14 protein-coding genes are annotated in these 13,715 nt (G+C 71.4%); 9 read left to right on the forward strand and 5 right to left on the reverse strand.

The features are described from left to right. The first annotated feature begins 19 nt into the window (after positions 1–19). Positions 20–604, forward strand: a complete 585-nt coding sequence (locus ABII15_RS31175) for a sugar kinase (protein WP_353945609.1) — start codon at positions 20–22, stop codon at positions 602–604. Positions 605–644: 40 nt separating this feature from the next. Here the strand turns inward: ABII15_RS31175 and ABII15_RS31180 are convergent, their stop codons facing one another. The 3 genes from ABII15_RS31180 to ABII15_RS31190 form a co-directional block, all read right to left on the reverse strand. Continuing rightward, entirely contained in the window at positions 645–1,082 is a 438-nt protein-coding gene (locus ABII15_RS31180) for a DUF5709 domain-containing protein (RefSeq protein WP_353945610.1), read from the reverse strand. Beyond that, positions 1,079–1,603, reverse strand: a complete 525-nt coding sequence (msrA, locus tag ABII15_RS31185) for a peptide-methionine (S)-S-oxide reductase MsrA (RefSeq protein WP_353945611.1) — start codon at positions 1,601–1,603, stop codon at positions 1,079–1,081. Before msrA ends, ABII15_RS31180 begins: the two co-directional genes overlap by 4 nt. 145 nt (positions 1,604–1,748) lie before the next feature. After that, positions 1,749–3,062 (reverse strand): amidohydrolase family protein, encoded by a 1,314-nt coding sequence (locus ABII15_RS31190; RefSeq protein WP_353945612.1) that lies wholly within the window; start codon positions 3,060–3,062, stop codon positions 1,749–1,751. A 181-nt stretch (positions 3,063–3,243) separates the two neighbouring features. Here ABII15_RS31190 and ABII15_RS31195 point away from each other — a divergent pair, with 181 nt between their 5' ends. Both ABII15_RS31195 and ABII15_RS31200 read left to right on the forward strand, forming a co-directional pair. Next, positions 3,244–4,707, forward strand: a complete 1,464-nt coding sequence (locus tag ABII15_RS31195; RefSeq protein ID WP_353945613.1) for a catalase — start codon at positions 3,244–3,246, stop codon at positions 4,705–4,707. 86 nt (positions 4,708–4,793) lie between these two features. Next, entirely contained in the window at positions 4,794–5,210 is a 417-nt protein-coding gene (locus tag ABII15_RS31200) for an ankyrin repeat domain-containing protein (RefSeq protein WP_353945614.1), read from the forward strand. Here the strand turns inward: ABII15_RS31200 and ABII15_RS31205 are convergent. Then, positions 5,198–6,319 (reverse strand): hypothetical protein, encoded by a 1,122-nt coding sequence (locus tag ABII15_RS31205; protein ID WP_353945615.1) that lies wholly within the window; start codon positions 6,317–6,319, stop codon positions 5,198–5,200. The genes ABII15_RS31200 and ABII15_RS31205 overlap by 13 nt on opposite strands. A gap of 128 nt (positions 6,320–6,447) precedes the next feature. Here ABII15_RS31205 and ABII15_RS31210 point away from each other — a divergent pair, with 128 nt between their 5' ends. The 5 genes from ABII15_RS31210 to ABII15_RS31230 all read left to right on the forward strand — a co-directional run bounded on the left by ABII15_RS31210 (position 6,448) and on the right by ABII15_RS31230 (position 12,173). After that, complete coding sequence (locus ABII15_RS31210; protein ID WP_353945616.1) at positions 6,448–8,679, forward strand: TIR domain-containing protein; 2,232 nt, start codon at positions 6,448–6,450, stop codon at positions 8,677–8,679. Beyond that, positions 8,676–8,987, forward strand: a complete 312-nt coding sequence (locus ABII15_RS31215; protein WP_353945617.1) for a RyR domain-containing protein — start codon at positions 8,676–8,678, stop codon at positions 8,985–8,987. Before ABII15_RS31210 ends, ABII15_RS31215 begins: the two co-directional genes overlap by 4 nt. Positions 8,988–9,000: 13 nt before the next feature. Then, a complete protein-coding gene (locus tag ABII15_RS31220; RefSeq protein WP_353945618.1) occupies positions 9,001–9,519 on the forward strand; it encodes a hypothetical protein in 519 nt (172 codons plus the stop codon). 654 nt (positions 9,520–10,173) lie between these two features. Continuing rightward, positions 10,174–11,466, forward strand: a complete 1,293-nt coding sequence (gene pcaC, locus ABII15_RS31225) for a 4-carboxymuconolactone decarboxylase (RefSeq protein WP_353945619.1) — start codon at positions 10,174–10,176, stop codon at positions 11,464–11,466. A gap of 71 nt (positions 11,467–11,537) precedes the next feature. Continuing rightward, complete coding sequence (locus tag ABII15_RS31230) at positions 11,538–12,173, forward strand: MBL fold metallo-hydrolase (protein ID WP_353945620.1); 636 nt, start codon at positions 11,538–11,540, stop codon at positions 12,171–12,173. A 13-nt stretch (positions 12,174–12,186) separates the two neighbouring features. Here the strand turns inward: ABII15_RS31230 and ABII15_RS31235 are convergent, their stop codons facing one another. Further along, positions 12,187–12,774 carry a hydrolase gene (locus ABII15_RS31235; protein WP_353945621.1) on the reverse strand — a complete coding sequence of 196 codons (588 nt, stop codon included), beginning with the start codon at positions 12,772–12,774 and terminating at the stop codon, positions 12,187–12,189. 113 nt (positions 12,775–12,887) lie between these two features. Between ABII15_RS31235 and ABII15_RS31240 the strand changes: the two genes are divergently transcribed. Continuing rightward, the gene (locus tag ABII15_RS31240) at positions 12,888–13,667 is read left to right on the forward strand and encodes an exodeoxyribonuclease III (protein WP_353945622.1); all 780 of its coding nucleotides are present in this window, start codon (positions 12,888–12,890) and stop codon (positions 13,665–13,667) included. Positions 13,668–13,715 lie beyond the last annotated feature (48 nt).

Genomic DNA, 13,715 nt, shown 5'->3' on the forward strand with positions numbered 1-13,715 from the left:
AGTGACAGGAAAGCCAGCCATGACCGTGCCCCGCCAGCCTCCGTCCCCGTACGAGGAGACGCGCCCGCCGGAGGAGCCGCGCGGTCATGTGATCCGCCGCCGCGCGCTCACCCTCCTGATCATCGTGCTGCTCATCGGCATCCCCGCCGGATACCTGGTGATCTCCGCGAACCAGAGCCGCGACAGCGGCAAGGACAAGGAGGCCAAGTACTCGGCGACCGGCCTGACCATCGGCTGGCCGTCGAAGGTGCAGCGGCGGCTCTACGAGACGCCGATCCCGCACTACTCGCGCAACGTCGCCTACTACGAGACGAACAACTACAAGGTCAGCCGCCTGTACACGCAGTTCCTCACCAGCAAGGGCGGCCTCGACACGTTCCTCAAGGAGGTCGACGAGCACTACACGGTCGACGACCTGAAGAAGGGCGACATCACGATCGGCGCCCGCGACCGGAACGTCGCCGGATGGGACTTCACCGGCCCGGGACCCTGGTACGGCCTGACCCACGACCAGAAGGACCCGATGCCGACGCAGAGCATCGTGGTGAACCTGTCGAACCCGGACCATCCGATGGTCTTCGTCGTCTCGACCACCGAGCCGTGACCCGGCCGGGCCGCCCGTGTCCGCGGACGGCCCGCGCCGCTCAGCCGTTCTCGTCGTCGATGACGTGCACGGCGGCCTCCTCGGCCGAGGCCCCGGCCCCGTCGAGACCGGCGTCCTGCGCCGTCAGCGACTCCTCACTGGCGCCGTCCAGGTCCATCTCCTCGGCCACCAGCCGCCCCGACCGGGCCCCGCCGACCTCGGAGTCGAGCAGTTCGCCGTCGGTGTCGCTGGTGTCGCCGAGCCCGTCGCCCTGGGGCGGCGCGACATCGGGGACCTCCTCCGCGAGCCGTTCGTCCAGGCTCTCGGGATCGCTGTCGTAGCGGCCCTCGAACCGGTCGGGCGGCGAGTACCCCTCGTCCAGCGGGTCCTCGACACCCTCCAGGAGGGTGTCCGCCGCGTCCAGAAGACCTTCGTCGTCCTGCACCTCGGAGCCGTCCGGCTGGTAGACGTCGTCGGCGAAGGCGTCGCTCTCGCTCATGACGTGCTCCCCGCCTCGCTCCGCCGGGGCAGCTTCCAGTTCGGCCGCGGGAAGTGGCAGGTGTAGCCGTCGGGGTAGCGCTCCAGGTAGTCCTGGTGCTCCGGCTCGGCCTGCCAGAAGTCGCCCAGCGGCTCCACCTCGGTGACGACCTTGCCGGGCCACAGCCCGCTGGCGTCCACGTCCGCGATGGTGTCCAGGGCGACCTGGCGCTGCGCGTCGTCGGCGTAGTAGATCGCCGAGCGGTAGCTGCGCCCGATGTCGTTGCCCTGGCGGTCCTTCGTGCTCGGGTCGTGGATCTGGAAGAAGAACTCCAGAAGGTCCCGGTACGTGGTCCGCGCGGGGTCGTAGACGACCTCGATCGCCTCGGCGTGGTCGCCGTGGTTGCGGTACGTGGCGTTCGGGGTGTCGCCGCCCGTGTAGCCGACGCGTGTCGAGAGCACCCCCGGCAACTTCCGGATCAGGTCCTCCATCCCCCAGAAACAGCCACCCGCGAGTACTGCCTTGTCCGTCTCGCCCGGCATGCGAAGCTCCTTCTCAAACGCCTGTGGAGTCGCCCGTTGCGGCGCTCCACCCACTGTCGTCTGAACAGTACGACCGGCTCTTTTCATCCTCGCGGAGCCCCCCGGCGTCGCAACTCGGCGCCGAGGGGGGCACGACACACGCGCCCTAGGACCGCTGGTCGGGCGCGAGCGCGGGCAGCCCGCTCCCCGCGAGGACGCCGGCCCGGTCGATCGCGATCCGGCCCTCCTTCAGGACGGCGTGGATCGACCGGGGGTCTCCCAGCGAGTCGATGTCGGACAGCGGGTTCGTGCCGATGACGACGAGGTCGGCGGCCTTGCCGGCCTCCAGCGTCCCGGTGATGCCGTCGACCCCGCACAGTCGCGCCGCCTCCGCCGTGCCCGCGGTGATCGCCTGCAACGGCGTCAGACCGGCGAACCGCACGAGCAGCCCCAGCTCCTTGAGGTTGTTGCCGTGGCTCGCGGTCAGCCCGCTGTCCGTGCCCAGCGCGATCCGCACCCCGGCCGCCGCACTCGCGGCGACGGACTCCTGCGCCACCCGGTGCCAGTGCTCGGACTTCTCCCGCACGGCGGGCGGCAGCCCCGGCGTGTCCACGTCCGTCAGCGTCTCCAGGAGGGTGGGCACCAGGAACTGGCCGCGGGCCACCATCTCCGCGCGCAGCTCGTCGTCGAGGGCGTAGCCGTGCTCGACGCTCGTCACGCCCGCCCGCACCGCCGCCTCGATCCCGGGCCGTCCGATGGCGTGCGCGGCGACCGGCAGCCCGCCGTACGCGTCCGCCTCCTCGCGCACCGCCCGCAGCATCTCCGGACGCATCCCCAGCCAGTCCGGCTGGTCGTGCGGCGAGGTGACACCGCCGCTGCTGGCCACCTTGACGCAGTCCGCGCCCGCCGCCACCAGCTCGCGCACCCGCAGCCGGACCTCGTCGACCGAGTTCACCAGACCGCTGGGACTCAGCGGCATGGCGACCGCCGCCGCGTACCCGTCCACCCCGCCGGCGAGCGTGAAGTCCGCGTGCCCCGCGCGCTGGCTCAGCATCGACACCGCCACCCGCAGTCGCGGCCCGACGATCCTGCGCTCCTCCAGGGCCCGCCGGAACCCCGCGTCGAGCCCCATCAGGTCCCGCGCCGTGGTGACCCCGTTCTCCAGCGTCACCCGCAGCCGGTCCAGCACCTTCAGCACCCGGTAGCTGGGCAGCTCGTTCAGCCCGCTCAGCGGTGTACCGGCGCGCCCCGGCAGGGCGAAGTGCACATGGGTGTCGATGAACCCCGGGCACACGGTCCGCCCGCCCAGGTCGACCCGCCGCGCGTCGCGCGCCGCGGCCGGCGCCCCGGCCAGGCTGCCCGCCCACACCACGTGCCCGTCGTCCAGGAGCACCGCCCCGTCCGGCTCCGGCGCCCCGCCCAGACCGTCGATCAGCAGGGCGTTGCACAGCAGGACACCGTTCTTCTCACCCTCGCGCATGCGTTCATGATCGATCGGGCCGGGCGCCGTGTCGCGCCGGACCGGGCCGAACCGGTCCCGCCGAGCGTGTGCGTCGACCGGGTGCGCCGACCGTTTCGAAAAGGCGCCCGAAGGTCATCCATGGTGCACACGCGGACGCCCGCGTGGTCACAGCCGCCGTTGCACGCACCAGGAGCGACCCTTGCCCGAGAACAACCAGAAGCCGCTGACCACGGTCGCCGGCGCACCGGTCCCCGACAACCAGAACTCCCTCACCGCCGGCGCGCGCGGGCCGATGCTCCTCCAGGACGTGTGGTTCCTGGAGAAGCTGGCCCACTTCGACCGTGAGGTCATTCCGGAGCGGCGGATGCACGCCAAGGGCTCGGGCGCCTTCGGCACGCTCACGATCACGCAGGACATCACGCGCTACACGTCCGCGAAGGTCTTCTCCGAGGTCGGCAAGAAGACGGACATGTTCGCGCGGTTCTCGACCGTCGCGGGGGAGCGGGGGGCCGCCGACGCCGAGCGCGACATCCGCGGCTTCGCCCTGAAGTTCTACACGGACGACGGCGTCTGGGACCTGGTCGGCAACAACACCCCCGTCTTCTTCTTCCGGGACTCGCTGAAGTTCCCCGACCTCAACCACGCGGTGAAGCGGGACCCGCGCACGAACCTGCGCGACCCCGAGAACAACTGGGACTTCTGGACCAACCTGCCCGAGGCGCTGCACCAGGTCACCATCGTGATGTCGGACCGCGGCATCCCCTCCTCGTACCGGCACATGCACGGCTTCGGCTCGCACACCTACAGCCTGGTCAACGCCGACGGCGAGCGGTTCTGGGTGAAGTTCCACCACCGCACCCAGCAGGGCATCGAGAACCTCACCGACGCCGAGGCGGAGGCGCTGGTCGGCAAGGACCGCGAGTCGCACCAGCGGGACCTGTTCGACGCCATCGACAACGGCGACTTCCCGAAGTGGAAGCTGTACATCCAGGTCATGCCGGAGGCCGACGCGGAGCACTACCGCTTCCACCCCTTCGACCTCACCAAGGTCTGGTCGAAGAAGGACTACCCGCTGATCGAGGTCGGCGAGTGGGAGCTGAACCGCAACCCGGAGAACTACTTCGCGGACGTGGAGCAGGCCGCCTTCAACCCCGCCAACGTGGTGCCGGGCATCGGCTTCTCGCCCGACAGGATGCTCCAGGGCCGGCTGTTCTCCTACGGTGACGCCCAGCGCTACCGCCTCGGGGTGAACCACCACCAGATCCCGGTCAACGCCCCGAAGAACCCGGTGAACTCCTTCCACCGCGACGGCAAGCTGCGCGTCGACGGCAACCAGGGGGCCACGCCGAGCATCGAGCCCAACTCGTACGGGCGCTGGCAGGAGCAGCCCGCGTACCGGGAGCCGCAGCAGGCCGTGGGCTCGGTCGCCGACAGGTTCGACTACCGCGAGGACGACGACAACTACTTCGAGCAGCCCGGCAACCTCTTCCGCCTGATGACCCCCGAGCAGCAGCAGGCGCTCTTCGCGAACACCGCCCGGGCGATCGACGGCGCCTCTCGGCAGACCGTCGAGCGGCACATCGGGAACTGCGCCCAGGCCGACCCCGCCTACGGCGAGGGCGTCCGCAAGGCGATCGAGGCGCTGGCCGAGGGCCGGCTCTGAACCGCCCGCCCGGCCCGGGAACCTCCCGGGCCGGGCGCGAACGGCCGCGCCCGGCCCGATGAGCACAGACCGATGAGCGGAGACCGATGAACAGCGCCGCCCTGACAGCGGAGCAGACGGCACGTGTCGTGGACATCGCCATGGACCTGGCCCGCACGGGGGACACCGACGAGCTCGTCGCGTTCCTGGCGCACGGCCTGCCCGCGGACGTGACGGACCCGGCCGGCAACACCCTCGTGATGCTGGCCGCCTACCACGGTCACGCCGGCACGGTACGGGCCCTGCTGGCGCGGGGCGCGGACCCGGACCGGACCAACGCGCGCGGCCAGACCCCCCTCTCCGGCGCCCTGTTCAAGGGCGAGGACGAGGTCGTCACCGCCCTCCTGGCCGCGGGCGCGGACCTCGACACGGGCACACCGACGGCCCGCGCCGCGGCCGGGCTGTTCGGGAGGACGCTGCCGCCGCGCCCCGGCGGGGAGCGCGGTCCGTCTCAGGCGCGCTGACCGTCACCGCTCGGCGGCCGGGACGCGCCGGGCGCCAGCGGGTCGGGCGGAGGGACGGACGGCGGGCCCGCGGCGCCGGTACGGAGCCGCTCGAAGACCAGGTCGAAGGTGAAGCCCGCGGTGAATCCGAGCGGAATGGTGAAGAACAGCAGCCGGCGCACGTCCAGATGGTCGAGGAGGGCGGGGACGGTCAGCAGCTGGGAGGCGAAGTAGAGGAGGACGCAGACCAGCCCCGCGCCCAGCCCCCGCACGGCCGCGCGCCCCCAGCGCACATCGCTCTCGAAGGAGTTGCGCAGGATCGCCCCCGCGGCCGAGGCCACCAGCGGGGCGCCCACCAGGACCAGCAGATCCCGGGCGCCGGCCTGCTGCGACTGCCGGGCCGTCACCAGGGCCGCCAGGGAGACCAGCATGCACACGGCCGCCACGGTGAGCCCCTCGGCCGACCGCCGGGCCGTCGTGCGCTCGTCCCGCGCGCGCTCCTCCAGGGTGTGCAGCCTGCGTTCGCGCTGTCTGAGGAGACAGGCGATCAGCCGGGAGGCCGACGCCGAGGACCAGTTGTCGCCCATCAGGCGGATGTCGGAGTCGTCCGCGTCGTTGCGGACCTTGTCGAAGTTGATCCACACCTGGCCGGCGCCACCGCCGAACGCGGCCACCGTCACCAGCGGCAGACGCTGGGCGAGGGCGATGATCCCGGCCACCCTGGTGGACTGGCCGCCTCCCATCAGCAGGACGCCGTCACAGCTCAGCAGGGTGTGGTAGAACGCCACCTCCCACTCGCCGCTGCTGTCCCGGAGGATCTCCAGACTGGCGTGGATGTCCGGGGCCAGCCCGAAGTCCACGTCGCTGTGGCGCGGCGGGAAGGCCGCCACCCGGCCCTGCTCCGCCTCGGTGCAGGCGTCCGCGTACCCGGCGACGACATCGGTCTCGATGTACTCGGAGCTGCTGGAGAAGACGGCCAGATCACAGCTGGCCCGGGCGAGTTCTCTGCCCAGCTGCCGACAGGCCTCGGGGGCGAGATCGGTCGCCCTGAGGGGGTGGGAGAAGACGCGATCGGGGTCGGTGCTGCCGATGATCGCTATGAGAGGACGCGCGGACCGCTGCGAAGTCATGTACCAGTCTAGGCAGTTGGCGCTGATGTGTCTCGACTGGTTCAGCGCGGTTTCACCGTATTTTGTGGAGGTCGGCGTGTAGCCCGGGACGTGCGGGGGGATGGGTGAGCCGACGGTGGGGAGAAGTGATGGCAGGAGCCAGCCGGATACCGGCCTATTTCAGCCACAGCTACTGGGCGGAGGACCGGGAGCTGAACGAACACTTCTGGAACCTCTTCTGGAACGAGGGCTTCACCTTCGCGGTCGACCCGAAGACCAATCCCCTCTCGCTCACCCATCTGGAACTGATGATGGATCAGAGCGCCTGCTTCGTCGGCGTAGTGACGCATCGTCAGGAAGAGCGTAGATATCGGGCGTCGCCCTTCATGGTGCACGAGCACGACCTCGCACTCCAGGCGAGAAAGCCCCGGCTCGTGTTCATGGAGACCGGGGTGTCGGCCGGGTTCTTCCCGGTGGCCGACGAGCAGCGCATCGTGTTCAACCGCCGCCAACTCCCCGGCGCGGCAGCGGTGAAGCCCGCGATCCGACGCCTCGTCAGCCGGAGCGGCCCGGTCGGCGGCGCCGCCAAGGGACTGCTCGGCACGGTCGGGCTGATCCTGCCCGACGACCCCGCGTACCGGGCGGCCGAGCCGCTCATCCGGCGGGCCGTCGAGGACGTCGGATACCGCGCCCGCACCATCAGCCTGGAGTTCGAGGACCTCTTCGAGTTCCTGCTCGCCGTCGACGGATGCGACTTCGTCGTCGTCGACGTCGCCTCCCCGTACGCGGTGCCCTGGGTCTTCCCCGAACTGAGCGGCCGCTTCCGGCCGACCCTCAAGCTGATCCACGAGCCGCCCGACGGCCGGTACGTGCCGCGGCCGTCGAAACTGGTGAGCGGATCCGCCCTCCGGGCGGCCGAGCCGGCGGACCGCATCACGGTGCGCTGGAGCGACCCGGAGGAACTCGCCGGCCGGGTCCAGGACCTGGTCGCCCGCTTCTACCAGCCACGGCTGGAGTTCGAGACCCACGAGGAGGGAGTCGGATACTTCCGCAGCCTCGGCCGGGCCCAGGGCAGCATTTTCCTCAGCAACGCCCGCGGGGACGACGCGCTGGCCCAGCGCGTCGGCCGCAGCCTCGAACTGCAGAACCTCTCGTACTTCCACTACCTGCGCCGCAACACCATCGAACTCGGCGCCGACTGGCGCAGCCAGCTGTACGCGAACGTGGCCGCGTGCCGGATGTTCCTGCCGCTGATCAGCCAGTACTACTGGGAGAGCGAGTACTGCCGGGAGGAGTACGACATCGCCGAACGCCTGCGCGCCGACGGCCGACTGGTGATCCTGCCGTACTTCCTCGGCCCCGGAGTGGCACGGCAGGTCAGCTTCCAGGGCCGGGCCATCGGCCACCTCTCCCAGGACGAACAGGTCGCGGTCATCAGCCGTGACGTGGACAACGAGTTCGTCGAGCGCCGCAGGCTGGAGGAGCGCGGCGCCACGGCCGGGGAGGAGCGGGGCGCCGCGGCCGGCGAGCCCGCCCGGGGCAGCCGGTGCGACATCGCGCTCGTCACGCTCCTGCCCGAGGCCCATGACGCGCTGCGCCGGCATCTGGAGACGTCCGGCGCGCCCGTCGGGACCACGCTGCACGACACCGGATGCGAGTGGCTGCGCACCACCATCCAGGCCGTGGGCCGCAGCAGCGCCTACGAGGTGGTGGTGGTCCAGCCGAGCGGCGACCGCGACGGGGTCGGCAGCGCCGTCGCCGCCACGATCGAGGAACACCGCCCCGAGACGGTGGTCTTCCTCGGAGCCGCCTGCGCCGTCGCCCCCGACCTCGTACCCGGCGACGTCGTGATCTCCAACCGGCTGCACGGCTTCACACGCGACGAACTGGAACAGAGCTGCCTGCCCCGCCCCGACCGCAGCCACCTGGCCCACGAAGGCGTGGCCGCGCTCGGCGACAGCATGCGCCTCAACTACACCTACTGGACCGAGAAGGTGTACGAGCGACCGCCCGGCGGCCCCCGGAGCACCGGACCGCGTGTCGTGGTCGGCCCCATCGCCTCGGGGGACGCGCCGGTCGGCGGCAGCGGCGACCCGGCCCTGCGGCCGGTGATCGGCGCCTGGCCCGGGCTGGCCGCCGTCGAGCTCGGGGGCGCGGACGCTGCGGGAGCCGTCACCCGGATCCGCAGGAGCGGCCGGACGGACGTGTCGTTCTCCGTGGTGTGCGCCGTGGCCGGCACCGTCACCGACGGCATCTCCGTCAACTCGGCGCGGCCGGAGCACGAGAAGGCCTGGAAACAGTACGCGGCCGACGTGGCCGCCACCCTGATCCTGGAAGCGATCCGGCTGGCCTGGCCCACCCCGCCCAGGAGAGACGCATGATCCGACGGAACAGGCGACAGCCGTGGACGCCCCCGCCTCCCGGCAGCGACGTGAAGGTCCCCGACAGCCTCCACGCCCTGATCGAGATCCTCGCCGAGGAGGCCCACGACAACTGGGCCCGGCAACGCCTCTCCGAGGGCTGGCGGTACGGGCCCCGGCTGAGCCGGCGACGCAGGACGCACCCCCTGCTGATCCCGTACTCCGCGCTCACGCACGAGCAGCAGGAGGCGGACCGGGTGGTCGCCATGGGGTCGGTGAAGGTGATCCTCCGCCATGGGTACACGCTTCAGGAGCCCGGCGGCCGGTGAAAAGGGGCGCTACATGACCACCATCGCGGTGACCGGGCACATCGACCTGACGGAGAGCACCTCCGCCCTGGTGCGCGACGCCCTGGACGCACTGCTGCGGAGCTATGCCGCCGACGGGGAACTGGTCGGGGTCTCCTGTCTCGCCAGAGGCGCCGACTCCCTCTTCGCGGAGGCGGTGCTCGCCGTCGGCGGCCGGCTGGCGGTCGTCATCCCTTCCCGCGACTACCGGCGCGCCCGGGTGCGGCCCGAACACGCTCCGGTGTTCGACCGTCTGGTGAAGGCCGCCCACGACGTCGTCGTCCTGCCGATCGAGACCGCCGGCCGCCAGGCGTACGAGGCGGCGAACAGTGTCCTGGTGGAGCGTGCCGACCGGCTCGTCGCCGTCTGGGACGGCACTCCGCCCACCGGCCGAGGGGGCGGCACCGCCGACACCGTGCTGGAGGCCCGGGCGGCGGGCATCCCCGTCGACGTGGTGTGGCCCGACGGATCCGGGCGCACCCGCGATGCCCCGCGACCGGGCCGAGGTCAGTAACGTGGGCGCGAAGATCCAGCACCCGCTGGTTGGTGTTGAAGGCTCCGAACCCGGCCATGGAACCGCTGTTGTCACTCCCGGAGATCGCGGACCGTCCGCAGACCTCCTTCCACGTCGGCACCAGACCGTCGATGTTGAACAGATGCACCGCGTTGTTGAGGGCGCCGGCATCGCCGTTGGCCGCCGCCCAGTTGTCGGCACGTAGTTGTGGAACACACAGCCGACCGTCGGTACCGCGCTGACGATCCTTGTGTTGTCGCAGCGGATCTGGTCGGCGAAGCCGCCGTTCTCCAGGTCGCCGCCCGCGACGTCCATGAACACGGCGGGAGTCGACTCCACTGTCTGCCCCGGGATCTTCGGGTTGCCCTGGAGTGCGACCGCGACGCCGACCTTCATCACCTGCGGGTCGCTGGTGTTCGGGCCGGTCAGCGTCGGCCCCCAGGCGTAGGTGGCGTCCGCGGTCACGCTGTGGTGGTCGTGGGGGTGGTCGACGGGGGCTCCCGTGCGATCGCCCTGAATCCAAAGGCTTCTGGGGCGACGCCGGATGTGGAGGATCTTCGCGGAGCCCCCACAGTGTGGGGAGAACTGCACAAGTCTGGCGGAGGACATACCGCACAGTCATGAGGGATTGTGAGAGATGAGAGGGTGAGACCCATGAGTGAGACCACCCCCGAGACCCTCCAATACCGCTTTGACGGGCCAGAACAGGCGCCAGTACTGATCTTGGGACCCTCACTCGGTACGACATGGCACATGTGGGACCGGCAGATCCCGGAGCTGATCAAGCACTGGAGGGTGTTCCGGTTCGACCTCCCGGGACACGGCGGCGCCCCCGCCCACCCGGCCGGATCCGTCGCCGAGCTCGCCGAGCGGGTGCTGGCCACGCTCGACGCGGTGGGCGTGCAGCGGTTCGGGTACGCGGGCTGCTCCCTGGGCGGCGCGATCGGCGCGGAGCTGGCGCTGCGCCACCCCGAGCGCGTCGCGTCGCTGGGGCTGATAGCCGCCTCGCCCCGCTTCGGCACCGCCGACGAGTTCCGCCAGCGCGGCGTCATCGTGCGCAGCAACGGCCTCGACCCCATCGCCCGTACGTCGCCGGAGCGCTGGTTCACGGCCGGGTTCGCCGCCGCGCAGCCCGCCATCACCGACTGGGCCGTGCAGATGGTCCGCACCACCGACCCGGGCTGCTACATCGCCTCCTGCGAGGCCCTCGCCGCCTTCGACATCCGTACGGAACTGGGCGAGGTCGGCGTCCCCACGCTGGTCCTCGTCGGCTCGGACGACCAGGTCACCGGACCCGCCGAGGCCCGTACGCTCGTCGCCGGCATACCGGACGCCCGGCTCGCCGTCGTCCCCGGCGCCTCCCACCTGGCCCCCGTCGAGCAGCCGGCCGCGGTGACCGACCTGCTCGTGCGGCACTTCACCTCCGCGTGGCTGCCCGGCTTCGAGACCGGCCAGCACGCCATCCAGGCCGCCCCGCCCAAGCCGGTCCTCGCGCCGACGCCCCCGCCGGTCGCCCCGGTCGCCGAGATCACCGCGGCGATCCGGCAGCCCGAGGCAGCGGTCCGCCCCGACCCGCACGAGGTGGGGCTCAAGGTGCGCCGCGAAGTGCTGGGCGACGCCCACGTCGACCAGGCGCTCGCCGCCGCCGACGAGTTCTCCGGCGACTTCCAGGAGTTCATCACGCGCTATGCCTGGGGCGAGATCTGGAGCCGCCCCGGCCTCGACCGCCGGATGCGCTCCTCGGTGACCCTCACGGCCCTCGTCGCGGGCGGCCACTTCGGCGAGCTGGCCTTCCACACCCGCGCCGCCCTGCGCAACGGCCTCACCGCCGCCGAGATCAAGGAGATCCTGCTCCAGGCGGCGGTCTACTGCGGCGTCCCGGCCGCCAACTCCGCGTTCAAGGTCGCCCAGCAGGTCATCAGGGAAGAGACCACCCCGCAGGAGTGACCCGCAGGCGGGTACCGGGAGCACCCGCGTCCGGTTGCCCGGCACCGGTGTGCCGGGAGCAGGATGGAACCATGAAGCTCACGAAGAAGACCCACGCCTGTGTCCGTCTGGAGAAGGACGGCCGCACCCTCGTCATCGACCCCGGCACCTTCACGGAGGAGGACGCGGCGCTCGGCGCCGAGGCGATCCTGGTGACGCACGAGCACCCGGACCACTTCAACGAGGAGCGGCTGCGCGCGGGCCTGGAGGCCAACCCGGCCGCGGAGATCTGGACCCTCAAGTCGGTGGCGGAGCAGATCTCGGCGGCCTTCCCGGGCCGCGTCCACACGGTCGGCCACGGCGACACGTTCACGGCCGCCGGATTCGACGTCCAGGTCCACGGCGAACTGCACGCGGTCATCCACCCGGACATCCCGCGGATCACGAACGTCGGCTACTTGATCGACGGCGGCACGGTCTTCCACCCCGGCGACGCCCTCACCGTCCCCGACCAGCCGGTCGAGACGCTGATGCTGCCCGTCATGGCGCCCTGGAACAAGATCGCCGAGGTCATCGAGTACGTCCGTGAGGTCAAGCCCACGCGCGCGTACGACATCCACGACGCGCTGCTGACCGACCTCGCGCGCCCGATCTACGACAACCAGATCGGTGCGCTGGGCGGTACGGAACACCTGCGCCTGACGCCGGGCGCCTCGGCGCAGGTGTGAGCCGTCCCCGTCCCTACTTGTCGAGGAGCGCGAGCACGTCCTCGGTCGAGCCCAGCTCGGCGATGCGCGGGAAGATCTTCCCGAAGCTGTGCGCGTGGGAATCGGCGTCCGTGTCGGTCGTCGCGTCGTCCACGACCACCAGGTGGTAGCTCAGCTCGAACGCGGAGCGGGCGGTCGACTCGACGCCGATCGACGTGGAGATGCCGCAGAGCACGATCTGCGTGACCCCGCGCCGGCGCAGCTGGAGGTCCAGCTCGGTGCCGGTGAAGGCGCCCCAGTGCCGCTTGGTGATCACGATGTCGTCGCCGAGCGGCCCGAGGTCGTCGGGGAACTCGGAGAACGCGGCGGGCGGCGCCTGCGCCGGGCCGGGCGTCACGGCGCGGCTGACCGGCAGGTCCCCGCCGTCCTGCGACCAGCCGACCCGCACCCGCACGACCGGCAGGTCCTTGGCCCGGAAGGCGTCGGCGAGCCGGACGGCGTTCTTCAGGACGTCACCGGAGGGGTGCACGGTCGGCAGGCCGAGGATGCCCTGCTGGAGGTCGATGAGGACGAGGGCGGGGCGCTCGTCGAGGGAGAGAGGGGTGGGGGTGCTGTCACTCATGTTCGGCAGGCTAACTGTCTAACAGGAAAACTTGCAAGATTGCCTGTCTATATCGGCCGGGCGCGGGCGGTCGCGCGGGCTCGTTGTCGGACCCGCCCGGTAGGTTGTGGGACATGCGCATCGCTACGTGGAACGTGAACTCGATCACCGCGCGCCTCCCGCGCCTGCTGGCCTGGCTGGAGAGCAGCGGCACGGACGTGCTGTGCGTCCAGGAGACCAAGTGCTCGGAGGAGCAGTTCCCCGCGGACGCGCTGCGCGAGCTGGGCTACGAGTCGGCGGTGAACGCGACAGGCCGGTGGAACGGGGTGGCGCTGCTCTCCCGCGTCGGCCTCGACGACGTGGTCAAGGGCCTCCCGGGCGACCCGGGCTACGAGGGCACGGAGGAGCCCCGCGCGGTCTCCGCGACCTGCGGCCCGGTCCGCGTCTGGTCGGTGTACGTGCCGAACGGCCGGGAGATCGACCACCCGCACTACGCGTACAAGCTCCAGTGGTTCGAGGCGCTGAAGGCGGCCGTCGCGGGCGACGCCGCGGGCGGCCGCCCCTTCGCGGTCCTGGGCGACTACAACGTGGCACCGACGGACGACGACGTCTGGGACCTCGCCGCCTTCGACGGCCTCACCCACGTCACCGCGCCCGAGCGCGCCGCCCTCGCCGAGCTGCGCGAGACCGGCCTCACCGACGTCGTGCCGCGCCCGCTCAAGTACGACCACCCCTTCACGTACTGGGACTACCGCGCCCTCGGCTTCCCGAAGAACCGGGGCATGCGCATCGACCTGGTCTACGGGAACGAGCCGTTCGCGAAGGCGGTCTCGGACGCGTACGTGGACCGCGAGGAGCGCAAGGGCAAGGGTGCATCCGACCACGCGCCGGTCGTGGTGGACCTCGACGTGTGACCGGATCCTTTCCGTCGTCCGGGGGCGTTGTCAGTGGCCGGGTCTAGC

The sequence above is a fragment of the Streptomyces sp. HUAS MG91 genome (genome assembly GCF_040529335.1).
Classification (GTDB): domain Bacteria; phylum Actinomycetota; class Actinomycetes; order Streptomycetales; family Streptomycetaceae; genus Streptomyces; species Streptomyces tabacisoli.